25 protein-coding genes are annotated in these 22,506 nt (G+C 64.2%); 13 read left to right on the forward strand and 12 right to left on the reverse strand.

The features are described from left to right. Nucleotides 1-49: 49 nt before the first annotated feature. Nucleotides 50-1,102 (reverse strand): alpha/beta fold hydrolase, encoded by a 1,053-nt coding sequence (locus tag S58_RS15000; RefSeq protein ID WP_015666182.1) that lies wholly within the window; start codon nt 1,100-1,102, stop codon nt 50-52. Nucleotides 1,103-1,247: 145 nt separating this feature from the next. Then, nucleotides 1,248-1,772 (reverse strand): hypothetical protein, encoded by a 525-nt coding sequence (locus tag S58_RS15005; RefSeq protein ID WP_015666183.1) that lies wholly within the window; start codon nt 1,770-1,772, stop codon nt 1,248-1,250. A gap of 854 nt (nt 1,773-2,626) precedes the next feature. Here S58_RS15005 and S58_RS15010 point away from each other — a divergent pair. The 8 genes from S58_RS15010 to S58_RS15045 all read left to right on the forward strand — a co-directional run bounded on the left by S58_RS15010 (nt 2,627) and on the right by S58_RS15045 (nt 11,630). Then, a complete protein-coding gene (locus tag S58_RS15010; RefSeq protein ID WP_015666184.1) occupies nt 2,627-3,775 on the forward strand; it encodes a thiolase domain-containing protein in 1,149 nt (382 codons plus the stop codon). Continuing rightward, a complete protein-coding gene (locus S58_RS15015) occupies nt 3,775-4,164 on the forward strand; it encodes a Zn-ribbon domain-containing OB-fold protein (RefSeq protein ID WP_015666185.1) in 390 nt (129 codons plus the stop codon). The genes S58_RS15010 and S58_RS15015 overlap by 1 nt, the downstream gene beginning before the upstream one ends. A 285-nt stretch (nt 4,165-4,449) precedes the next feature. Further along, entirely contained in the window at nt 4,450-5,310 is an 861-nt protein-coding gene (locus S58_RS15020; RefSeq protein WP_015666186.1) for a MaoC family dehydratase, read from the forward strand. A 148-nt stretch (nt 5,311-5,458) separates the two neighbouring features. Continuing rightward, nucleotides 5,459-6,337 (forward strand): SDR family oxidoreductase, encoded by an 879-nt coding sequence (locus tag S58_RS15025; protein ID WP_015666187.1) that lies wholly within the window; start codon nt 5,459-5,461, stop codon nt 6,335-6,337. Between the two features lie 129 nt (nt 6,338-6,466). After that, nucleotides 6,467-7,420 carry a dihydrodipicolinate synthase family protein gene (locus S58_RS15030; protein WP_015666188.1) on the forward strand — a complete coding sequence of 318 codons (954 nt, stop codon included), beginning with the start codon at nt 6,467-6,469 and terminating at the stop codon, nt 7,418-7,420. 2 nt (nt 7,421-7,422) lie between these two features. Then, the gene (locus S58_RS15035; protein ID WP_015666189.1) at nt 7,423-8,226 is read left to right on the forward strand and encodes an NUDIX hydrolase; all 804 of its coding nucleotides are present in this window, start codon (nt 7,423-7,425) and stop codon (nt 8,224-8,226) included. Between the two features lie 113 nt (nt 8,227-8,339). Then, on the forward strand, nt 8,340-11,021 hold the full coding sequence (locus S58_RS15040) for a PAS domain-containing protein (protein WP_042339520.1): 2,682 nt from the start codon (nt 8,340-8,342) through the stop codon (nt 11,019-11,021). 153 nt (nt 11,022-11,174) lie between these two features. After that, nucleotides 11,175-11,630, forward strand: coding sequence for a hypothetical protein (locus tag S58_RS15045; RefSeq protein WP_042340760.1), 456 nt, complete (start codon nt 11,175-11,177; stop codon nt 11,628-11,630). 15 nt (nt 11,631-11,645) lie between these two features. Here the strand turns inward: S58_RS15045 and S58_RS15050 are convergent, their stop codons facing one another. Beyond that, entirely contained in the window at nt 11,646-12,029 is a 384-nt protein-coding gene (locus S58_RS15050) for a VOC family protein (protein ID WP_015666192.1), read from the reverse strand. Between the two features lie 220 nt (nt 12,030-12,249). Here S58_RS15050 and S58_RS15055 point away from each other — a divergent pair, with 220 nt between their 5' ends. The 4 genes from S58_RS15055 to S58_RS15070 all read left to right on the forward strand — a co-directional run bounded on the left by S58_RS15055 (nt 12,250) and on the right by S58_RS15070 (nt 14,768). Further along, nucleotides 12,250-12,966: a hypothetical protein gene (locus S58_RS15055; RefSeq protein ID WP_042340761.1), complete on the forward strand. Its 717-nt coding sequence runs from the start codon at nt 12,250-12,252 to the stop codon at nt 12,964-12,966. Nucleotides 12,967-13,082: 116 nt separating this feature from the next. Next, complete coding sequence (locus tag S58_RS15060) at nt 13,083-13,571, forward strand: hypothetical protein (protein WP_015666194.1); 489 nt, start codon at nt 13,083-13,085, stop codon at nt 13,569-13,571. A gap of 196 nt (nt 13,572-13,767) precedes the next feature. Then, complete coding sequence (locus tag S58_RS15065; protein ID WP_015666195.1) at nt 13,768-14,178, forward strand: DUF3775 domain-containing protein; 411 nt, start codon at nt 13,768-13,770, stop codon at nt 14,176-14,178. A gap of 143 nt (nt 14,179-14,321) precedes the next feature. Beyond that, on the forward strand, nt 14,322-14,768 hold the full coding sequence (locus tag S58_RS15070; RefSeq protein ID WP_015666196.1) for a host attachment protein: 447 nt from the start codon (nt 14,322-14,324) through the stop codon (nt 14,766-14,768). Nucleotides 14,769-14,844: 76 nt separating this feature from the next. Here S58_RS15070 and S58_RS15075 read toward each other — a convergent pair whose 3' ends face one another. Next, entirely contained in the window at nt 14,845-15,039 is a 195-nt protein-coding gene (locus S58_RS15075) for a hypothetical protein (protein WP_015666197.1), read from the reverse strand. A gap of 162 nt (nt 15,040-15,201) precedes the next feature. Then, a complete protein-coding gene (locus S58_RS15080) occupies nt 15,202-15,387 on the reverse strand; it encodes a hypothetical protein (RefSeq protein ID WP_015666198.1) in 186 nt (61 codons plus the stop codon). Between the two features lie 525 nt (nt 15,388-15,912). Between S58_RS15080 and S58_RS15085 the strand changes: the two genes are divergently transcribed. Beyond that, nucleotides 15,913-16,152 (forward strand): hypothetical protein, encoded by a 240-nt coding sequence (locus S58_RS15085; protein WP_042340762.1) that lies wholly within the window; start codon nt 15,913-15,915, stop codon nt 16,150-16,152. Nucleotides 16,153-16,222: 70 nt separating this feature from the next. Here S58_RS15085 and S58_RS15090 read toward each other — a convergent pair whose 3' ends face one another. From S58_RS15090 to S58_RS15120, 7 genes are all read right to left on the reverse strand, one after another. Then, nucleotides 16,223-16,435 carry a hypothetical protein gene (locus S58_RS15090; protein ID WP_015666200.1) on the reverse strand — a complete coding sequence of 71 codons (213 nt, stop codon included), beginning with the start codon at nt 16,433-16,435 and terminating at the stop codon, nt 16,223-16,225. Between the two features lie 123 nt (nt 16,436-16,558). Then, nucleotides 16,559-17,746 carry an acyltransferase family protein gene (locus S58_RS15095; RefSeq protein ID WP_042339523.1) on the reverse strand — a complete coding sequence of 396 codons (1,188 nt, stop codon included), beginning with the start codon at nt 17,744-17,746 and terminating at the stop codon, nt 16,559-16,561. Nucleotides 17,747-18,039: 293 nt separating this feature from the next. Further along, on the reverse strand, nt 18,040-19,392 hold the full coding sequence (locus S58_RS15100; RefSeq protein ID WP_244440771.1) for an ATP-binding protein: 1,353 nt from the start codon (nt 19,390-19,392) through the stop codon (nt 18,040-18,042). Between the two features lie 31 nt (nt 19,393-19,423). Beyond that, the gene (locus tag S58_RS15105; protein ID WP_015666203.1) at nt 19,424-20,077 is read right to left on the reverse strand and encodes a response regulator transcription factor; all 654 of its coding nucleotides are present in this window, start codon (nt 20,075-20,077) and stop codon (nt 19,424-19,426) included. A 66-nt stretch (nt 20,078-20,143) separates the two neighbouring features. Continuing rightward, nucleotides 20,144-21,460 carry a c-type cytochrome biogenesis protein CcmI gene (gene ccmI, locus S58_RS15110; RefSeq protein WP_015666204.1) on the reverse strand — a complete coding sequence of 439 codons (1,317 nt, stop codon included), beginning with the start codon at nt 21,458-21,460 and terminating at the stop codon, nt 20,144-20,146. Further along, complete coding sequence (locus tag S58_RS15115; protein ID WP_015666205.1) at nt 21,460-21,972, reverse strand: cytochrome c-type biogenesis protein; 513 nt, start codon at nt 21,970-21,972, stop codon at nt 21,460-21,462. Before S58_RS15115 ends, ccmI begins: the two co-directional genes overlap by 1 nt. Beyond that, a complete protein-coding gene (locus S58_RS15120; RefSeq protein ID WP_015666206.1) occupies nt 21,969-22,505 on the reverse strand; it encodes a DsbE family thiol:disulfide interchange protein in 537 nt (178 codons plus the stop codon). Before S58_RS15120 ends, S58_RS15115 begins: the two co-directional genes overlap by 4 nt. Nucleotide 22,506: the final 1 nt, after the last annotated feature.

Here is a 22,506-nt window from a genome sequence, read left to right on the forward strand (position 1 = left end):
AAGCTGCGGATCCCGCGATCCCGCAGCGACAGCCAAGTCTGCACTTCGACTACGCCGCGGCGGCAACTTCGTCGATCGAGGACATGATGGCCTCAGTCGAGGTCTGATGCACCATGTGGCCGGCGCCGCGCACGCGGTGAAAGGTGCTCTGGCTGACGTCGTTATGAAGCCGTCTGGACTGCGCATTGATGTCGATCAGGCGATCCTGATCGCCGGCAACGATCACGACGGGCATCTTCAGCTCACTGTACGCTCTCCTGAAGCGGAAAGCATCGGGAATCATGAGCGCGGCTTCCGCGGCAGAGGCGCGGATCTGCGACGGGCGAACCGCCATTTCCTTGGGGAAGCCGGCAAACTTCGCCGGCACCGACCGCGGGCCGAACAGCTTGGCCATCAGCAGCGGCCACATCATCCGGCTGATCAAGGGTGAGATCGTGTAGCGCAGAATATCACCCACCAATGGAATTGCGGGAGCCGATCCGGCCACCACGTCGGACCGGAAAGTCGGATAATAATAGCCGGAGGCGAGCACCATGCCCTTGACCATGGCCGGATGTTCGAGAGCGAGCGCGACGGCAACTGACGCTCCCCAGGAGTGGCCCAGCACGAAGGCCTCCGATACGCCCAGGCGATCGAGTGCGCTCTTGATCAGCCCGGCCTGCGCCGTCGGCGTCCAGACGACGTTGCGCGGCCGGTCGCTGTGACCGAAGCCGGGCCGGTCGAACGCGATCACACGGTAGTTCTGCGCAGCCAGATCGATCAGGCCGCTGGAGGCGAAGTCCTGGATCATGCTGCCGTTGCCATGCAGCAGCACCAGCGGCACGCCCGTGCCGCGTTCGACATAGTGCAGGCGGACGCCGTCGACGTCCATGAACTGGCCGGCAGGGGGATTGGCCCGCTCGGCAGACTTGGCGAGCCGGCGATTGACGAGCGCCGTGATGGTCAGGACGGCCGTGGCCGCCGCTGCCGCCAGAAGAAAAGGATGCGTCTTCGCCAACGACCGGCCGCGTCGCGCCACGGGCTCGAGGGACGGTGTCAGGCTGGTCGGGCGGTTGGGCGTTGAGGCGGCGAGCGCGCGCGCTGCGGTCCGGGTTGCGGTCATCATCTGCCTCATGGAAGGCGTGCACGAAACCCGGAGGATCCGAGAAATGATGCAGCGCAGGGGCAACGGCCGGTCACGCGCTTCGTTCCGTTGCGCGCGCCGACCCGTGACCACGATCGTGCTTACAATGGCTCGACGCCGTGTTTCAGCGAGCGCTTTCACCGCCGCATGTTGGAAAATGCTTCGCCGTCAGATCAGGGAGCAGATCGGAATGGTCTTCGATCACCTCGCAGAACGACAGGAACCAATAGCTTGTCTCGGACAGGTCGAGACGAGGTGGCTCGCGCATGAGGCAACACAGAACGGCGCGATAGGCGCAGTTGGTCTTGTCCTGGAAGTCGCGCGGGTCATCGAGTGCATCGATCGCTTGCCAGCAACGGCTGCGCGCATCGTCAAGCTCGGCCGAATTCACGAGCGTCGTCCGATCGCCGCAAGCGATTGAGAACAACGGCGGCACGGTAGGAGGTAGGGCCATGATCATGGAGTTCAGGAATTCGACTGCAAAGGTCATGAACTGCCGCAACGCCGTATCGTGGCCATTCGCGCGTTCGAACCGCTGGAGGCGCTCGATGACGAGATCCATATTCGCTTCGCTGTTCGACCCGAGGTTCAAATCGTACTCCGTACTGGTCGCGAGGTCGTTCGGCGGTCTCACCGACTCGTGCTGCATGCCGGCCGGTCTTGAGAGGCGTGAGGAGCCCCAATACTACGACGCACGATCGCTTCGTGTCATGCCGCACAAACTGCCCGTCGGGCAGATTTCACTTTACGAATATCAGAAATCATGCTTTATTGCACGCATCCCGCCTCACTCGAAGGGGCGTTGCGCGCGATCGTCACGACACGGGAGGCGGGAGGCGGTGGCCGCGAGAGATCGCAGCGTCCTCTTGCGAGGGCGCGGACGAACGATCGCTTGCGGACGGTCAAGTCGCGTGGTCCTGGCCTCCCGAAGCTGAGGTCAAGTTCGCGCTGGTGCTGATGCATCACGTGGATGACGGTGGCCAACAAGCCCGGCGCACCGGGGAGATCGCGAAGCAGCCGTAAACCCATCGCGCAGGGAAGGCCGGGTGTTTCCGGCTGCACCTGTGGTACCTGCCGCCTGCATTTTTTTCGCAGGCGGGCCGCAGGCGTCAGCCGACGCCTGGCCTTCCCTGCGCCCTCCGATTTGATGAGGGTGAACGAGACGAGCATGACCCGGGCAGAAGTTGTCGCGGGATCGCGATCGTGTGACTTGGGCGCGTGCGAGAGATGCCGACCACCCACTCGGATGTCATCGCCCGGCTTGACCGGGCGATCCAGTACGCCGCGGCGTCTCGGTTCAATCGCTACGGTCTCTGGAATACTGGATCGCCCGGTCAAGCCGGGCGATGACAGCAGGGCGCTATCGCGTGCAACGTTGAACGATGTGGCTACATTGCAGGTCATCTCCACCCCACGGAATATTTTCATCGCTTGCCAAGCCTCCTGCAACGGTCCAAAAAATCTCCAACACCTGGGACGAAACGACGACAAGCGGAGACGGAATTGACCATCAAGGGCAAGGCCTACATTGCCGGGATCTATGAGCATCCGACCCGGCATGCACCCGACAAATCGACCGCGCAGTTGCATGCCGAGGTCGCGAAGGGTGCGCTGGAGGATGCCGGACTGAGCGCGAAAGACGTCGATGGCTATTTCTGCGCCGGCGATGCGCCGGGTGGGGCGTGGCCGATGGTCGACTATCTCGGCCTCAAGGTGCGCCACATCGATTCCACCGAGACCGGCGGCTGCTCCTATCTCATCCATGTCGGCCACGCGGCCGAGGCAATCGCCGCGGGCAAATGCTCGATTGCGCTGATCACCCTGGCCGGCAAGCCGCGCACCGGCCCGATGCCGCCGCGCGCCGCCGGCGCCGAGGCCGATTTCGAGATGGCCTATGGCGCCACCACGCACAACGCCTACGGCATGTGCGCGATGCGCCACATGCACGATTACGGCACCACGTCGGAGCAACTCGCCTGGATCAAAGTCGCGGCCTCGCATCACGCGCAGTACAATCCGCACGCGATGCTGAAGGAGGTCGTCACGGTCGAAGACGTCATCAACTCGCCGATGATCTCCGATCCCTTGCATCGCATGGATTGCTGTGTCGTCACCGACGGCGGCGGCGCGCTGATCGTGACGACGCCGGAGATTGCCAAGAGCCTGAAGAAGCCGTTGGTGCGGCTGATCGGTCATGGCGAGGCGATGAAGGGGCCGCGCGGCGGCAAGGATCTCGATCTCACCTATTCCGCCGGCGTGTGGTCGGGCCCGCGCGCCTTCGAAGAAGCGGGGATCACGCCCAAGGATATCAAATACGCCTCGATCTATGACAGCTTCACCATCACGGTGTTGATGCAGCTCGAGGACCTCGGCTTCTGCAGGAAAGGCGAGGGCGGCAAGTTCGTCGCCGACGGCAATCTCATCTCCGGCGTCGGCAAGCTGCCGTTCAACACCGATGGCGGCGGACTCTGCAGCAACCATCCGGTCAACCGCGGCGGCATGACCAAGGTGATCGAGGCCGTGCGCCAGCTGCGCGGGCAGGCCCATCCCAAGGTGCAGGTGCCAAACTGCGATCTCGCCATCGCCCATGGTACCGGCGGACTACTCGGCGTGCGCCACGCCGCCTCGACCTGCATTCTGGAGCGCGTGTGATGTCTGAACCGAAGAAGCTGCCGGCCCCCGTCACCAATCCCGAGACCAAGGCGTTCTGGGATGCCGCCACGGAAGGCAGGTTCATGATCAAGCGCTGCACGGCGTGCGGCGAGGCGCATTACTTCCCGCGCTCGATCTGCCCGTTCTGCTTCTCCGACCAGACGGTGTGGGAGCAGAGCGCGGGCGAGGGCGAGATCTACACGTTCTCGATCATGCGGAAGTCGCCGACCGGGCCTTATGCGATCGGCTACGTGACCTTGAAGGAGGGCCCGTCGCTGCAGACCAATTTCGTCGATTGCGACTTCGACGCGTTGAAGATCGGCCAGAAGGTGAAGGTGGTGTTCAAGCCGACGGACGGCGCGCCACTGCCGTTCTTCACGCCGGTGTAGTTGGGCACAAATGCTGTCACCGCGCGTCATTGCGAGGAGCGAAGCGACGAAGCAATCCGGAGTGTCTTGCGAGGCCCTGGATTGCTTCCGCCGTCGCCCTTCGGGCTATGGCGGACAAGTCGCTTCGCTCGCAATGACGATTGGAGATCGAGCTGTGTGCCCAACGACGAGTGCGCAGGGTGGGCAAAGGCGCGGAGAGCCGTGCCCACCGTGGTCGTTGCGAGAAAAATGGTGGGCACGCTTCGCTTTGCCCACCCTACAAGGAATGAGTTCTAGGGAGGCGACATGCCGATCAACTACGATGAGCTGATGGCGATGAAGGCGATCGGGCAGCCCTATGGCTATGGCGATCGCGAGGTGATGCTGTATGCCTACGGCATCGGCATGGGCGCCGATCCGATGGACGAAAGAGAGCTCGCCTTCGTCAACGAGGCCACCGCCGAGCCGCGGCCGCTGAAGGTGGTGCCGACCTTCGCGTCCGTCGCCGCATGGGGCGCGGGTCCCGGCGACATGAAGCTCAACCGCGTGCTTGTCGTCGACGGCGAGCGCGACATCACCTTTCACAAGCCGCTGGCGACCGCGGCGAAGATCACCGCCGACTCCTCCGTGCTCGCGGTGTCCGACAAGGGCAAGGACAAGGGCGCCGTGATCCGGCATCAGACGGTCCTGCGCGACGAGGGCGGTGCGCCGCTCGCGACGCTCGTTGCCTCGCGCTTCGCCCGCGGGGACGGTGGCTTCGGCGGTCTATCCGGCGGCATTCCCGAGCCGCATCCGGTGCCGTCGCGCGCGCCCGACCGCAGCGTCGATATTTCCTCGCGGCCGGACCAGGCGCTGATCTACCGCCTGTGCGGCGACCGCAATCCGTTGCACTCGGACCCCGAATTCGCGCGCCGCGCCGGTTTTCCGCGGCCGATCCTTCACGGCATGTGCACCTACGGCCTCACCTGCCGCGCCGTGCTGCAGACCTATGCCGACTACGATGCGTCAGCCTTCCGCCAGCACGCCGCACGATTCTCCTCGCCGGTGTTTCCCGGCGAGACCGTGACGGTCGATCTGTGGAAGGACGGCGATGTGATCTCGTTCGAGGCGCGCGTGAAGTCGCGCAACGTCACCGTGATCAAGAATGGCAAGACGGTGCTGGGTTGATGTTTGCTGTGTGGGGCACACCTGTTTGTTGTTGTCATGCCCGGGCTTGACCCGGGCATCCACGCGGGTGCCTCAAAAGGAAAGACGTGGATGGCCGGGACAAGCCCGGCCATGATGGAGAAAGACAAACAACACCGCGGAGGGACCTATGGGACTGCTCGACGGCAAGGTGGCGCTGATCACGGGCGCGGGCGGTGGGCTCGGTGAGGCCTATGCAAAATTGTTCGCGCGCGAGGGCGCGGCGGTCGTGGTCAACGATCGCGGCGGCCCGCGCGACGGCTCCGGCTCCGACCTGTCGATGGCCGAGCAGGTGGTTGCGGCGATCACTGCCGAGGGCGGCCGCGCAGTCGCCAACGCCGCCGACATCTCGACCATGGCCGGCGGGCAGTCGGTGTTCGCCGACGCCATCCGCCATTTCGGCCGCGCCGACATCCTGGTCAACAATGCCGGCATCCTGCGCGACCAGACCTTTGCCAAATCTAATGAGGCCGATTGGGACAAGGTCATCCAGGTCCACCTCAAGGGCACCTTCTGCTGCACCTTGCCGGTGTTCCGCTGGATGCGCGAGAACGGCGGCGGCGTCATCGTCAACACCTCGTCGACTTCGGGCCTGATCGGCAATTTCGGCCAGTCCAATTACGGCGCGGCCAAGGGTGGTATCTGGGGCCTGTCCAACGTGCTGGCGATCGAGGGCAGCAAGTACAACATCCGGGTGTGGACCCTGGCGCCGGGCGCGCTGACCCGGATGACTGCGGACCTGCCGCGCTACAAGGAGAATCCGGGTGCGGCGCTGACGCCCGAGGGCATCGCGCCGGCCGTGCTCTACATGGTCAGCGACCTCTCGGGTGACCAGACCGGCAAGGTGCTCGGCGTCTCCGGGGCGCGCGGCGTGCGGGAGATGCGCATGATGGAGATGGAGGGCTGGAAGCCGCCATCGTCGGCCTGGAGGCCTGAGGACATCGCCGCCCATGCAGGGGAGATATTCTTTTCGGAGGCCGACATAACGAAGTCCGCGCGGCGGTTTTGATGTATTGAGGTTGTCATTCCGGGGCGCGGCGACGTCGCAAGCCCGGAATCCATAACCACCATCGTGAGTATGGATTCCGGGTTCGCCCTGCGGGCGCTCTGGAATGACGGAGCAAGTGGAGATAGAACGATGAAACTCACCGCCGCTGCCAAGGGCACCTTCGCGATTGCGCCGACCCCGTTCCATGATGACGGCCGCATCGACGAGGCCTCGATCGACCGGCTGGTCGATTTCTATGCCGAGGCCGGCTGCGACGGCATCACCGTGCTGGGCATCATGGGCGAGGCGCCGAAGCTGGACGCCGCTGAATCCGAGCAGGTCGCGGTGCGCTTTGCCAAGCGCGCCAAGAACCTGCAGATCATCGTCGGCGTGTCCGCGCCGGGTTTTGCGACCATGCGCTCGCTGGCGCTGAAGTCGATGGATGCCGGCGCTGCCGGCGTGATGATCGCGCCGCCGCCGAGCCTGCGCACCGATGATCAGATCACCGGCTATTTCAAGCAGGCCCAGGAGGCGATCGGCACTGATATTCCGTGGGTGCTGCAGGATTATCCGCTGACGCTGAGCGTCCAGTTCACGCCAGCGGTGATCCGCAAGATCGTCATGGACAGCCCGTCCTGCGTGATGCTGAAGCACGAGGATTGGCCGGGCCTCGAGAAGATCTCAGGCTTGCGCGGCTTCCAGAAGGACGGCTCGCTGCGGCCTTTGTCGATCCTGTGCGGCAATGGCGGCCTGTTCCTCGACTTCGAGATGGAACGCGGCGCCGACGGCGCCATGACCGGTTACGCCTTCCCGGAAATGCTGGTCGACGTCGTCAAGCTGTCGCAGGCCGGCAAGCGCGACGCCGCCCATGATCTGTTCGACGCGCATCTGCCGCTGGTGCGTTACGAGCAGCAGCCGGGGGCAGGGCTCGCCGTGCGCAAATACGTGCTGCAGAAGCGCGGCGCGATCGCCTCCAGCGCACAACGCAAGCCGGCCTCCGGCATCAGCGGGGCCGCAAAGGCAGAAGTCGACTATTTGCTGTCGCGCGTGGCGCGCTACGACGCTCGCGCCAATCTGCAACCTCGTGCGACCGCCGCGGAGTGACCATGGCTGACGCTGCCGCCGTCCGTCCCGCTTCGACCGTGCTGCTGCTGCGCGATAGCGCAACCGCACGCGAGATCGAGGTGTTCATGATGGTGCGTCACCATCAGATCGAGTTCAACTCGGGCGCCCTGGTATTTCCGGGTGGCAGCGTCGACAAAGGCGATCAGGAGATCGCCGGCAAGCCGGAGCTCTACGCCGGCGACGAAGGGCTCGCGGCCGAGGCGCTCGGCTTTCGCATCGCCGGGGTGCGTGAGACGTTCGAGGAGAGCGGCATCCTGCTGGCGCGGCCGCGCCGCTCGGAGACGCTGATCGATGCTGCCGCTGCGCGCGAGATCGAGGCGGCGCATCGCCTCGCGCTGTGCGAGGGCAAGGTCAGCTTCCTCGAGGTCCTCGAGGCACATGGCCTGGTGCTGGCGCTCGATACGCTGGTGGCCTATGCGCATTGGATCACGCCCGAGGGCATGCCGAAGCGCTTCGACACCTGGTTCTTTCTGGCGGCGGCCCCGCCGGACCAGCTCGGTGCCCATGATGGCCGGGAATCGACCGACTCCGTCTGGGTCTCGCCGCGCGAGGCGCTGGCCGGCGGAGAGGACGGCCGTTTCAAGCTGCCGTTCCCGACCACCCGTAACCTGATCCGCCTAGGCAAGCAGCCGGCGGTGGCAGACGCCCTGGCGGGAGCGCGGGGCATGGACATCGTGACGGTGATGCCGGTCATGACCAAGACCGCCGACGGCGGCCGTCAGCTGCGCATTCCGCGCGAGGCGGGCTATGATGGGGAGGTGTTCGAGTTTGGTGCTGCAGGTTAACCGCACAGACCATTTTTCGTCCGGCGGATGATGCGCGGACGGTATTTGTTCGCTATTTGTTCATTTGGCCGCGCGACGGCTCGTATATAGTGCGGTTCCGACCATCGGATCCCATGAGTAAATTACCGGACCTCGACACGGCCTGCAGCAGCCTCCGATCCATGACGATCGGACGGATGATCTTTGGCAGCTTTCTGCTGCTGCTCGCCGTGATCACCGCGACCAGCATGGCGAGCGTGATCGCCATCCGTCACATCGATTCGACCTTTGCCGAACTGCAGCGGCTCCAAGGTGTCGGCGATCTCGCCGAGGAGATCGACCAGCGCATGAACGAGCTGCGGCTCGCGGCGCGCGATTTCGTCACCGACCCCGGCTCGCGCTCCGACCGCGTCATGGAGGCGGCCACCGAACTGAACGCGCTCTTGAAGAAGACGCGCCTGCAACTGGCGCCGGAGCAGCAGGCGACCATCGACGGCGTCTCCCAGCGGCTTGCGAACTACCGCGAAGGCATCGACCGGATCAGCGCGCTGATCGGCCACCGCGCCGAGCTGCTGTCCGGACTGCCGGCGGCGCGCGAGGGTTTCGAGGAGGCGATCGCGGGCCTGACCGAGCGTGGGACCGCGCGGGCGCTGTTCCAGGTGCAGAACCAGATCGGCGCCGCTCTCCTGGCGCGGGATCCAGCCGGCGCCGAGCAGGCGGCCCGCAGCATGCGCGCGCTGCCGATCGAGGACAGCGCGCTGCGCGCCGCAGCCGACCGCTACGCCGAGGTCATCATCGCCATTGCCGGTACCGAGGACGAGATCGCTCGGCTCGACAAGGAGGTTCTGGGTATCGAGGGGCGGCTGATCGGGCGCGTCACCGAGTTGCTGCGGGCCTTGAGCGCCAGCCAGGGCAAGGTGCTGTCGCGCGACTTCGCCCGCACCTTGGCCGAGACCAAATGGCAGAGCATCATCTTCGGAACGGCGGGTGTTCTGATCGGCATCTTCGCTGCGTCATTCGTGGTGCGTCGGACTGTGCGGCCGCTGACTTCGATCGCGCGCTCGATCCGGGCGCTGGCGGCGGGTGAGAAGGCGACGTCGATCCCGCAGACCGACGTCCAGAACGAGATCGGCGATATCGCGCGGGCCGCGGAAGTGTTCCGGCAGACGCTGCAGGATGCCGATGCGGCACGCGAAGCGGCGGTGCGCGCTTTGGCCGAGCAGCGGCTGGCGGAGGAGAGCTATCGCAAGCTGTTCGAGGCCTCGATTGACGGCATCTATGTGACCACCCCGAGCGGCCTCGTTCTCAATGCCAACCCGGCGCTCGCCCGCATCATGGGCTACGAGTCGACGAGCGACCTGATCCAGAGTGTCAACGACATCGCCGACACCATCTATGTCCATCCGCTGGCGCGGGAACGCTATCAACGGCTGATGCGGCGCGATGGCATGGTGCGTGAGTTCGAATACCAGGTGCGGCGGCGCAATGGCGAGATCCGCTGGCTGTCGGACAGCGCCACGGTCGTGCGCGACGAGAGCGGCGAGGTGGTCCGCTACGAAGGCGTCGTTCGCGACATCACCGATCAGAGGCGCGCCGAGGACGCGATCGCCGAAGGCCGCCGGCTGCTGCAGCAGGTCATCGACACCGTGCCGGCGGTGATCAACGTCAAGGATCGCGAGCTGCGCTACGTCCTGATGAACCGCTACATGGCCGGCATTTTCAACGTCGAGCCCGAGGATGCGCTGGGACGCACCACGGGCGAGCTGATGTCGCGCTATGGCGCGAGCAAGACCGACTCCAACGACAAGCGCGTGCTGATGACGAAGGCCGGCCTCGGCTTCTACGAGGAGGAGTACCTGGACTCGTGCAGCGTCATGCGGCAATGGCTGGTCAACAAGCTGCCGCTGCTGGACGCCGACGGCGAGGTCGACAAGATCGTGACGGTGGCGCTCGACATCGGCGAGCGCAAGAAGAGCGAGCAGGAGATGCGCAAGGCCAAGGAGGCCGCCGAGACCGCGCTCCGGAACCTGCGCGAGACCCAGGCCTCGCTGATCGAGGCCGAGAAGCTTGCCGCGCTCGGGCGCATGGTCGCCGGCGTCGCCCACGAGGTCAACAATCCCGTCGGCATCAGCCTGACCGTAGCTTCCGCGCTCGAGCGCAAGACCGACCGCTTCAGCGAGGAGGTCAAGCGTGGCGAGCTCAGGCGTTCGAGCCTCAACGAGTTTATCGAGACCAGCCGCAGCGCTGCCGGCCAGCTCGTCGCCAATCTCAACCGCGCCGCCGAACTGATCCAGTCGTTCAAGCAGGTCGCGGCGGATCGCAACTACTCCGACCAGCGCACCTTCGATCTGGCCGATCTCACCGAGCAGGTGGTGATGAGTCTGCGCCCGGGCGTGCGCAGACAGAACCTGACCGTCAACGTCAACTGCCAGCCCGACCTGGTCATGAACAGCTATCCCGGCCCCTACGGCCAGGTGCTGACCAACCTGTTTCTCAATGCCGTTGCGCACGCCTTTCCTGACGGAAGGAGCGGTGTGATCGAGATCCAGGCGCGCGAGTCCGGGCGCGACAATGTCGAGATCATCTTTTCCGACAATGGCTGCGGCATGTCGCTCGATGTCCGCCGTCGTGCCTTTGATCCGTTCTTCACGACGCGCCGCGATCAGGGCGGCACCGGCCTCGGCTTGCACATCGTCTACAACATCGTGACCAACCGGCTCGGCGGCCGGCTCGATCTCGATTCCGAGCCCGGCAGCGGAACGCGTGTCCGGATCCTTCTCCCGCGGGTCGCTCCGCTGGAGCAGGCGGCGGAGTAGGGGCGTCCGCCGGGGTCTGCGAGGTGTTTCGTCACTACGTTGGACTCCGGATTGACTCTCACGAAGCCGCGATCGAATCGAATTTTGGCCCGGTTGATGCATTACCATCGGCGCACCCTGGGGTGGTGCAGGAGCCAGATGGACCAGATGGACATGAGCAAATGGATCGTGTGCGGCGGCCATGAGCCGCATCGAGTTGAACGTGCCGTTCTTAGCAACAGCGGTTCAAGGCGGCAGGTGGCCGGACGATGGAAACCGCCCATCCAGATGACTGGCGCAGCGCTCCTGCTCGCGCTGGCCGCTCCGCCGTCATTGGCGCGCGACCGCGGCCAGTACGCGAACTCATCGCCGGAGATGAAGGCGTGGTTCGACGGCCTGCGCAGCGGCAAGGGCCCGTGCTGCTCGGATGCTGACGGCAGCGCCGTCAGCGACGTCGATTGGGAGAGCCGGAATGGTCACTATCGCGTCCGTCTCGAGGGCGAATGGTTCGATGTTCCGGACGATGCCGTGATCACCGAGCCCAATCGGGTCGGGCGCACCATGGTCTGGCCGATGCGCGGCTATCAGGGCCTCTCGATCCGCTGCTTCATGCCTGGCAGCATGACGTAGTGGGCGCGCGGAGGTTCAGGCGTATTTCTTGTCGCGCTCCAGCAGCTCGATCGAGATGCCCTCGGGGCCGCGGATGAAGCAGATGCGAACACCGGGGCGGATCGTGGTCGGCTCGGTCGTGAAGGTGACGCCCTTGGTCTTGAGCTCGGCGGCAACAGCGTCGATATCCTTCACGGTGAGGCCGAAATGATCGAGGCCCTGGTAGGGCGTCAGCGGCGGCGCATTGACGCCGTCGCCCGGCTCGACCTTGGCAATGAAAACGCTCGCGCCACCGAGCTTGACGTCGATACGGCCGGCATTGCGGACGATCTCACCGCCGAGAACGTCATGGAGCCAGTTGGCGGTCGCTTCCGGGTCCGGGCTGCGGAGATGGATGTGGTCCCACGTGACATTCAACATCGTCGAGAGCTTTCGAGAGAGTGAACCGCCCGCGGAGCGGCGGCGTTTCTGATGGGTCGGAAAACGACGCGATTGTTTACCGGCTCGTCCTCCGCAACGCCAGTCCGGGAGACGGCCGGTATCCAGGACTGCCCTCCAATTGTCGGCTTTGCATGCAACCATCTCGATGTTTGCCGATTGAACGTTCCAGATGCCCGGCCGGGCAGCCGATGGTGCAGACATGAGCGCGGGTCTCTCTCGTTTGCTAAGGGGCAAGCCCGGCGCTTCGGCGTCGCCGGCCGAACGTCGGCGCGACGTGTCGCATATCCCTTTGGGGTCTGCGCTGATCGGGCTTGCTGTGCTGGCGATCCTGATCTGCGGTGCGCTTGGTTGGCTGGCTATGTCGATGGATGAGGGCGAGACGACCGACGCCAGCCTTGCGCAGCTCACATCGACCAATTCGAGCAGCCAGTACGGAAGCGACGAAGATGGGACGGAGCCGTCGCGCGGGTTCCCTTCCGTGGTCCCCGGCATGGCAGAGCAGTCCAACGCCGTCATTGACGCCGCATCTTCATCGTCGGGCGGCCCGGGCTCCAACCTCATGGACGCCAATGCGAGCCTGACGCCGACGCAGCCACCGGCGCCATCGACAGCGCTGGACCCGGCCGTTCTGTCCGGCCTGCGGATCAGCTCCCAGTCCTGGCGGCGCGGCGGTCTCGGATCGAAGGCGTTGGTGACCTTCACCCTGCGGAACGCCAACAAATTCGCGATCAAGGATGTCGAGATCAGCTGCGCCTTCAGCCGGCGGGACGGCAGCCACGTCACCGACCGCCGCCGGCTCGTGCCGGGAGAAATAGCGTCACGGAGCCGCAAGACCTTCGCCGCCGTCCACGTTGGATTTGTCAACGTTAATGTCAGCACGGCAAAATGCGCGCTGGTTGCAGCGACAAAAATCTAATTATGTCGCGCTAGTTTCCGACGGTCTTTGAACCTGAGCGGTTTGACCGGGAACATACTGTCATGATCCTCCGTTAGGTGGATGGTCGGCGCAGGTGCCGACGGAGCGGTAAACTTATGCCCATTTTGCGTTACTTTCTTTTCGTCGGGGGAACCCTGCTCGCCCTGCTGGTCCTGGCTGACTCCGTGCTTCCCAGCGTACCGCTGCCTGCGAGCCTGACGTCTGCGTCGGACCTGCCTCCGGTGCGCATCCAGTCCACGCGCAAATGGCCCGAGCGGATCGTGATGGACACGTCGATCGCAACGCCGGCTCCAGTCAAGCTTGCGAAGGTGGAGCAGCCGGTGCGACCCGCGCCTGTGGCGGCCGCAGAGCCGGCCAAGAACAGTGCCCGCGATGCCTATGCGCAGATGACTGCCGCCGTCGACGCCAGCCAGAGCAGTGCAGTCGCCAAAGCCGGCGAGAAGCCTCACGTCACCAAACTTTCCGACACGGCCAAGCCTGTCGACGCCAAGAAGCGGAAGACCGCGAAAGTGCATCCTCCCGGAAAACCGATGCTTCTGGTCGCGCAGCAGCCGCATTTCGGCCTGTTCGATTCGACTTGGTAGCATCACGTCGTCGGCTGTTCCCTGCCGAGTGTGCTCCGCCTGAGGGTACCGCCCGTGGATGCGACGAACTGGGCGTGCCCGAGGTTTTGCGCCGCCAGACTGCCTTGATCTTGCGCAAAGTGCGCTCCCTCCGGAGCGCCTAGCGTCACCTCAATGGGGCCTGGACGCGTTGTCCGGGTACCCACGGAGACGCTGCATGACCACCACGCCCAACCTCTCGATCTCGCCGGAGAAGGTCGCCTTCGTGGTAACCAAGGCGCATCAGTATGAAATGGAAGCGGCCGAACCCGAGCTGCTGGCAGATCTGGCGGATGACGACTCGGCCCCGGGGACGGGTGGGCGCGGCGCGAATACCGATCGGTCCGAACTCGTCAGCTTCATCAGGGGCCTCAATGTCGACGAGCAGATTGACCTGGTCGCGCTGACCTGGCTCGGCCGGGGAGACGGCTCGCTTGAGAATTGGGACGAGCTTCGCGCGCAAGCCGCGCAGGCGCACAACAATCGCACGGCAACCTATCTGATCGAAACGCCGATGCTCGGCGATTATCTGGAGGAGGCGCTGTCGGAGTTCGGGCTCTCCCTGGAAGATTTCGAAGGCAACATCTAATGCGAACGCGCGGCTGGCATTGCATCTCGTGCAAAGGTCCATGCTTCCGCGCTGGATGGACGAATTGAAGTCTTCGCCAATCGATGGCGGGGCTCAAATCCGACCCTGGATCGGGGTCGCGAAGCGAAGATGGAGTAGGGCTCATGGACAAGATGAAGGTCGGGACCGGCGACTGGGTCGTCGTTTGCGATGGTCGCAAAGCGCTGATCCTCGAGAACATCGGCGACAGCATGTTTCCCAACCTGCATACGAAGGAGGTTCACGAGCATGAGAACGAGCGCACCAGCGCTCAAGGCGCCGACGCACCCGGGTCTGTACAGCAGTCGTTCGGTCAGGCGCGGAGTTCGGTAGAGCAGACCGATTGGCACGATCAGGCCGAAAGAGCCTTTCTCAAGCAGATCGCCGACCGCCTGCATCACGCCGTCCTGTCAGGCGAAACCAAAGCCGTGACGATGGTAGCGTCGCCGCGGGCGCTGGGAATGATCCGCGCCGACTATTCCGACGCGGTGCGCAAGGTGCTGCATGGCGAGGTTCACAAGGACCTGGTCAAGCTGCCGGTCTACGAAATCGAGAAGCAGCTGCTCGCCTGAGCAGTCTGCTCGACGCGCGCTGACACAGTCAGAAGATGCCGGGTCTCGCCGGCATTCGCTATAGGCGACAGCGTAATCAATGCGTGCTGTCGAGCGAGGGTACGGACTCCGGAGCGGCCGGTACCAGGCTTGCATCCGGATGCGTGGCGCCTTTTTCCACGATCTCGTATCCGCAATCTTCCAGCCAGGCGATGACACGGTCGGCCATGGCGTAATCCCAGGTGGGATAGGAGCGGGCGATGACTTGGCGCGGCGTGAGCTTGCGAGACATTCGTGATCCCTTATGACCTGATCTCGTGACGTTTAATGACGTTCGACGTCTGATGCTGCTGTTTGAACCCCAGAACGAGCGTCCGGTTCCTGGGACAACCGTGCGCCCGCGACTTTGCGGCTTCGAAATCTAACGCGTGCCTCGCGAGGCGAACGCTGTATTTCAGCAGGCGCTGATCATGGGCTCCAGCTGGTCCGCTGGTGACGCTGCGGCATCATGCTCCTGCTTCTTCTCCACGATCTCATATCCGCAATGATCGAGCCATGCGATCAGGCGGTCGGCCATGGCGTAGTCCCAGCTGGGATACGATCTGGCGATGACTTCGCGTGCCGTAAATTTTCGAGCCATGATGTTGACCTGTCGCTCCCTGAGTTCTCCATGAGCCGCTCGCGATCGGGCTGTTCATGGGGGCGCCGGCAGTCTGTGCTGCGGCGGTTGTCTTCTTTGCGTCGCCGATATTCCTCTGACCGCTTCGCCTCAATGTCTCCGAAGCTGTCGCTCGTTTGCGGTGGAAATCGGTTCTTTTCGTTACGTTTGATGTGAAGAGATGACTTTTGCCTTTCGGCGGTCCCCCGGCGTTCGCAGTCGTTCCCGAATATGGTGAAAATCTTCAGGCCGCGGTCGGCTTCATCATTTCGATGGCCGCCTGTGGCGTAGTCGTGCACACAGCAAGGCCGGCTTGTGGCTGGCGGCGCGATGTTTCGTCACAGGCAGACGACGATTGCTGAAAATGCGATCTTCACTTGGCCTCAGTCGGAGCGGCGTATTGCGCCTGAGGCTGGAACGGAGCGAGCCGTTCAAGGTTTTCAGCCGAGGGTGCAGCACCGTGTGCCGACGTTCGACGGCTGGCTCGGGCACGAATGGAGCGAAGCCATGAAGCTGGTGTTCTTGACCATTCTGCTGACGGGCCTCGTGGCGGAAGCCGAGGTTTCGGTTGCCAACGAGTCCTGCGGACCAGGATGCCACGTTGCCCCCAACGGCGGCTGCGTGGTCGACGGCTGGGAGGCGGGCGCACCGGTCTGGAACGAATGCCCCGCGGGCGCGCGGCCACGGCCGCCATGCGGCGCGGCATTCAAATGGAGCAGGCAGGCAAAGGCCTGCATCATCAGGTGAACGTCCGACACCTCGCCACACCCGTCCGTGACGCAGCGCTTCGAGGCCGCGAATTCACACGCACTCGAAGTCAGGTGAGCGACGGAGGGGCGGTTGTGGGAGAAACGGTTTCGATGTCCAGCGTGAACAGCCGTTGATCGTCGACGTTTTCCGAATGAGCCAGCACCTGCTCGAGCAACGCGATCACGGCCGTTGCCCGCGCCTGCTGGTTGGTATCATCGTAGCTCGTAGCGGCCAGGATCGAGCCGTTGGTTTCGCACTTCGCCTTGATCTGAACAATCATCGTCGCATCCCATGACGTGGTCGGATGCACGAGACTCGCGGCAATCTTGTTAAATTGGCGCAAAATGCTCTGGATAAATGCGCGGTATTAATGCACCGGATATCCTGAGTGGCGGGCGGTGCCTCAGCTCGCCCGGGCATGGATCACCTCGCGTGGTGCGCTGGAGCCGAAGGCACGCCGTATCCAGCTTCGCGCAGGGGCCTCGATGAGCATGTAGGTGACCCAGGCCGCGGCGGTTGCAATTGCGACGAACAGGCCGAGCCGAAGCCCGAATTCGAGGACACCGGGCTCGTCGGGCTTGCCGATCATCGCGAGCCGGATGAGGAAGGGATGCAGCAGGTAGATCGAATAGCTGCATTCGCCGCCGACGATGACGGCGCGCGACGACAGCCAGCGGGCATGGCCATAACGGCTCGCGGCCACGAAGACGATCGAAAACCCGGTGATCTCGATGAGACGCACGGCGACCTCGATCGAGAACGACCAGCCGGGCAGGCGGGGCTGCAGGAAGAGCAGCATGGGGGCGCAGGCCAGCGCAGCCAGCGACAGCCAGAACAGGACCGTCACGCATCTGCGCTCCGCCCGGTCGGGCTGCGCTTGCGCGCGATTCTGGTAGATCATGGCGGCAAAGCATCCGGCCAGGAACTGGGCCACATGCAGGTAGGGCGCGTAGTAGGTGAGCCATTGCATGCCGTTGTGCTGGAGGCTCGGCGCGAGCTCCCGCAGCACGGCGTCGCCGAAGGTGAAGAAAGCTGCGATCGTGAGCGCGAATGCCAGGATGTTCGCGACTGCGAGCCAGATCATCGTCGACAGCCGGACGACGCCGGCCAGCAGGAAGCAGACGAATGGAAACAGCAGGTAGAAGAACAGCTCGACGCTGATCGACCAGAGGTGCTGGAGCGACGGCACGACAGCCACCAGCATCGTGCCGTTCTGCACCGGAACCCAAGCCTGCGTCATGGTGAGAATGAAGCCGAGCGAGGGTGCGGGAAGCCCTCGCGCAATCATGAGGTAGGTGACGATCGCAAGGACCACCACGGCGTACATGGGATACAGCCGCGCGAAGCGCGCGATCGCGAATTCACGAAGCGCGGGGCCGACCTGCTGCGCCTGGAAGCGACCGGCATAATTGAGCCAGAGGACGAACCCGCTCAACACGAAAAACATCGTCATGCCGATGCTGCTGACCTGCGCGATCAGCTCCGCCGGCCAGCCGTGTGCCAATGATGGTGCGCCGTGTCCAATTGCAACCGTTGCGGCCGCAACGAAACGCAACCCGGTCAGCGAGCCGATGAAACGTTGATCATTCACGTCGAGATATTGTCCCCGCTTCGAAGCCGGATCAGGCTGCTTTCGTCGCGTCCGTTGTAGAAACGGTGGCAGCCGCAGGCAATCCCGCAATCATGCGACGTCTTGCGGAGGGGGCATTTCGGGCCGTTCTCCGCAGTCTATCGAGGTGGCTCGTTGACAAAGCAAGACCGTTCGAATGGCTGACTGGCGCGTTCGAATGGATCAGCGCTTCGCAGGTAACATATTGATTAATCTCCTAATTTATCTCTGCAGATTTTCCAGGGGAAGAAGCGAGGGCCGTCGAAGCCATGCTGCTACGATTCACTCGGAGCGATCTTCTTTCGGAGCGTGAGCTTCAGGGCGGCGCCTCCGATTCGGGAGTCATCGATCCACAATCGGCCATCGTAGAGGCTGGTCAGGTCGCGGGCGATGGCCAGGCCGAGCCCGGTGCCCGGCTTTGTTTCGTCGAGTCTGGTGCCCACGTCGAACACGCGCGCGCGCTGCTCGATTGGAATGCCGGGCCCGTCGTCCTCCACCGTGATCGACACCGTATTCTCGTCGAAATCCTCGATCGAGATCACGACGCGGTCGCGCGCCCATTTTGCCGCATTGTCGAGAAGATTCCCGATCAGCTCGGTGAGATCGTTGGTATCGCAGGCGACGACGACGTCGGTTGCCCCTTCGACTTCGAACCGCCGGTCATGCCCTGGGCCAAATCGCGAATAGGTATTGATGACGCTCCTCAATACGTCCGCCACGACCGAACACGCGCCCGCATTCGCGATTGCGGACGCCTTCGCGCGAGCTGTCTGGTAGTCGATCAGCAGCGCCATTCGAGCGCATTGCTCGGAGAGAATCCGAGCGTGGCTCTCCTGGCCGGATGCTCCCAGCCGCGTTGCTTCCTCGTCGAGGATGGCCAGGGGCGTCTTCAGCGCATGCGCAAAATTTCCGGCGAGCACGCGCGCGCGATCGACCATTGTGAGATTGGCCGTGATCATTCCGTTCAACTCGGTCACAAGCGGCATGATCTCCTCCGGCAGATCCTCCGGCAGGCGCATGGTCTTGCCGCTGCGCACGTCGACGATGGCGCGGCTCATGCGCTGGAGCGGCCGCAGACCGTAGACGACCTGAGCGTAGGCGGTGCCGACCATGGCGAGAGCCAAGATACCGAGCATCGCCATCAGCGTCAGATTGAGGTGCTGCATCTCGTCGCTGATCAGTCGCTCATCGGCGCCGATGCGGACCTCGACGGTTTGTCCGAGACGGGACGGCTCGCTGATGTTTCGGATCATGCGCATTGGCCCGGTCGGTCCCTCCACATTCGTAAGCACCGTGGAGGGGCTCGGGGAACCGTCGCGAATCTGGTCAGGCGTGAGTGAAAGAAAAAGATCATCGTCCAGCGAAGGCGAACGCGCGCTTTCGCCGTTCTGAAGAACGACCTGCCAATACATTCCGGAGCGGGCGGGAGAAAATCGCGGGTCGCTCAGATTGCGGGCGATGAATGGCCGCTGCGTTTGGTCGAGCTCCACGAGATCGACGAGCTCGCGGGCGTGATCCAGCAGGTCATGATCGAAGTGGGCTTCGACGACACGGCGAATGATGATCGAAAGCCCGAGCCCGCTGGCGAACAAGACGATCGAGATCCAGATCGCGGCGACCGCGATCATGCGGGCTCGGAAGTTGCGGCTGAGCATTTTTCTATCCGAATCGATACCCCATGCCTCTGATGGTGCGAATGCAATCGCGCCCGAGCTTTCTCCTGAGCCGGGCAATGTAGACTTCGACGGTATTGGAGTCGCGATGGTCGCTGCCCGGATAGATGTGGTCCAGCAGCTCGGTCTGCGACACGATATGATCGGCGCGGCGCATGAGAAGCTCGAGGACACGCAACTCGCTTGCGGTCAGATCGACGATCTCGCCATCCTTCTTGACCAAGCCAGCCGCCGCGTTGAACTCGATCTGCCGGAGTCGGAGCACGGCGTCCGGTCTGTTGGCAACCCGCCGGAGCAGCGATCTGACCCGCGCGACCAGCTCCTGCGCCTTGAAGGGCTTTTCGAGATAGTCGTCCGCACCTGCATTGAGTCCGTTGACGCGCTCGGCCCAGCCGCTGCGCGCGGACAGGATGAGCACCGGCAGCGTGTGTCCCGTATGACGCCAGCGTTGCAGGACGTCGAGACCCGAAAGGCACGGCAGGCCAAGATCGAGGACCGCAGCATCGTAGGGCTGGCTGTTTCCCAGCATCCAACCCTGCTTGCCATCGGTGGCGAGATCCGCCTCGAAGCCGGCGTCGGCCAGACTTTCCCGGATGCGCGCCGCGTAAACGGGCTCGTCCTCTATGAGCAGAATGCGCATGGCCGTTACTCCGGTTGCCGAACGGAACGGTTCCGACGATGCGGAGCCGCTGATCGGCCTCGAACGCTATGGATTGATCCCGAGCTGCTTGGCGGCGTCAGCTATCCGCGTGCGCTCCGGCACGTCCTCCGCGAAGACTGACAATGCGCGTTGCAGCGACTGCTTCGCCGCGTCCACCTCGCCCAGCACGACCCGCGAGCGGATCAGCTTGATCCAGCCTTCCGCGTCGCGCGGTGATTGTTCAAGCCGGCTCGCAAGGCTATCCACCATGCCCCGGATCATCAGGTTGCGGTCCTGTGCGGGCATGCTTTCGGCCTTCCGGATGTCCTCGGCGCGGGGGCCGCGCGGCTCCGCCGGCTCGGTCGCGGCCGTCTTGCCGGAGCGCAGGAGCTCCTGCATGCGCTCGGCGGACAGGTCGGGCTTGGCAGGCGAGGGCGAGCGGTCATCCTCTCCAAGCTCGCGACGAAGCGCACCAAGCCGCTGCTTGAGATCGGGCAGCCATGGCTCATTCGGATCGGCCTCCGAGACGATGGCCGTCCAGTCGGCCAGCGCACCGCGTTTGTCTCCCTCCTGTTCTTTCACCCCGCCGATGAAGAAGCGGGCCCGCGCATCCTTGGGGTCCAGCCTGAGGGCTTCGTCGAAATCCGCGCGGGCGTCAGGCGTGACGGTGCCATCTGCGGCCCGCACCAGCGCTTCGCCTCGCGCGCTGCGATATTCGGCCGAGCCCGGCCGCAGCTCCACGGCACGCGCATACGCTTGCGCCGCCTCGGAAAAGCGCTCGATGTTGAACAAGGACCAGCCCAGCAGCCGCCAGCCGTCGGGATCCCGAGGATTCCGCTCCAGTCGCGTCTGCACACGCTGGATCATCTCTTCGACCGGCGGCAGTCCGCTGCCCTGCTGCGGTCGGTCGCGACCGTCCTGGCTGGTCATCTGTTCCAACGACGCGATGGCCTGGTTGCCGGCGTCGGATCGCGCCTCGCCAACTGATTTGGCCGTCGTGCTGCTTACGGTCTGGCCCGGCCCGCCCGCAGGGACATCCGGGTTACCGATGAGCGCGTACAAAGCGACGGAGCCGAACACGACCATTCCCGTGACGACGGTGAGCGCAAATTTTCGCTCGGAGCTGGTGAGGGGGGGCGCCGGCGGTTGTTCTGCGGCGGCTGCGGCGAGGATGCGCCGTTTGATCTCGCTGGCCGCGTTCTCGCCATCCGATCTGTCGATCAGGCCACGTGCGGTGTCGTTCTCGATCTCACGGAGCTGGTCGTGGTGAACGGCAATTCCCTGAGCCGACGCCAACTGCCTCCGCTCGTAATTGCGGATGAACGGCGTCGATATGAGCACGGCGGCCACGGAAATCATCGCCGTCAGGATCAGCCACAGCATTATGAAAGGCTCCGTCGATCGAGGATGGCCTCGATGGCTTTGAGTTCGTCGTCATTGAGCGGAGCAACGTGTTCCGCCTCGGGCGCTGCTGCATTGGCCGCCGCCCGGCGCACATAGCGGCCGAAGGCGAGGATGGCGGTGAGCAGCGCGAGCAGTGGCCCGATCCACAGCGGGATCGTATTCCACTGCAACGGCGGCTTGAGCAGAACGAAATTGCCGTAGCGTGCGACCAGGAAGTCCACCGCCTGCCGGTCGCTGTCGCCAGCCTGCAGGCGGTCACGCAGCAGCACCCTCAGATCATGCGCCAATGGAGCGTTGGAGTCGTCGATGCTTTGATTTTGGCAGACGACGCAGCGGAGCTCCCGGCCCAGCGCGCGAGCGCGAGCCTCAAGTCCCTCATCCCGCAACATTTCGTCCGGAAGCACCGCACGGGACGGTGACAAACTCGCTGTCAGCGCCAGCGAGGCGACGAGCAGCGCTCCGGCCAGGCGCTTGATCCGCCGGTCGTTCATGACTCGCTCCTGAGTGCCTTCAGGAGCGGCTCGAAATCATCACGCCACACTTCCTCGGTCAGCGGGCCCGGATAGCGGAAGCGGATCCGCCCGGCCCGGTCGATCACGAAGGTCTCGGGAACACCGGTCACGCCGAGATCGATGCCGGTCCGGCCGGACTCGTCTGAGCCGACACGGGCATAGGGACTGCCATGCTTGGCAAGCCAGCGCTTGCCGTCGTTCCGTTCGTCCTTCCAGTTCAGCCCGTAGATCGGAATCGCGGAGCTCTCCGCGAGCTTGAGCAGCATCGGATGCTCGACGCGGCATCCGGGACACCAGGATGCGAACACGTTGAGCAGCAGGACGTCGCCCTGCAGGTCGGTATTGGCGAGACCGGCACCCTTGCCGTCGAGCGATGCGAGCTGGAAGCGCGGCGTCGGCTTGTCGATCAGGGTCGACGGCATTCGCCGTGGGTCGTTGGTCAGACTGAAGGCCAATCCAGCGGCCAGTGCGGCGAAGGCAACGACGGGTATGAGATAAGGAAGGCGCGGCATG

This window comes from Bradyrhizobium oligotrophicum S58, from assembly GCF_000344805.1.
Lineage (GTDB): Bacteria > Pseudomonadota > Alphaproteobacteria > Rhizobiales > Xanthobacteraceae > Bradyrhizobium > Bradyrhizobium oligotrophicum.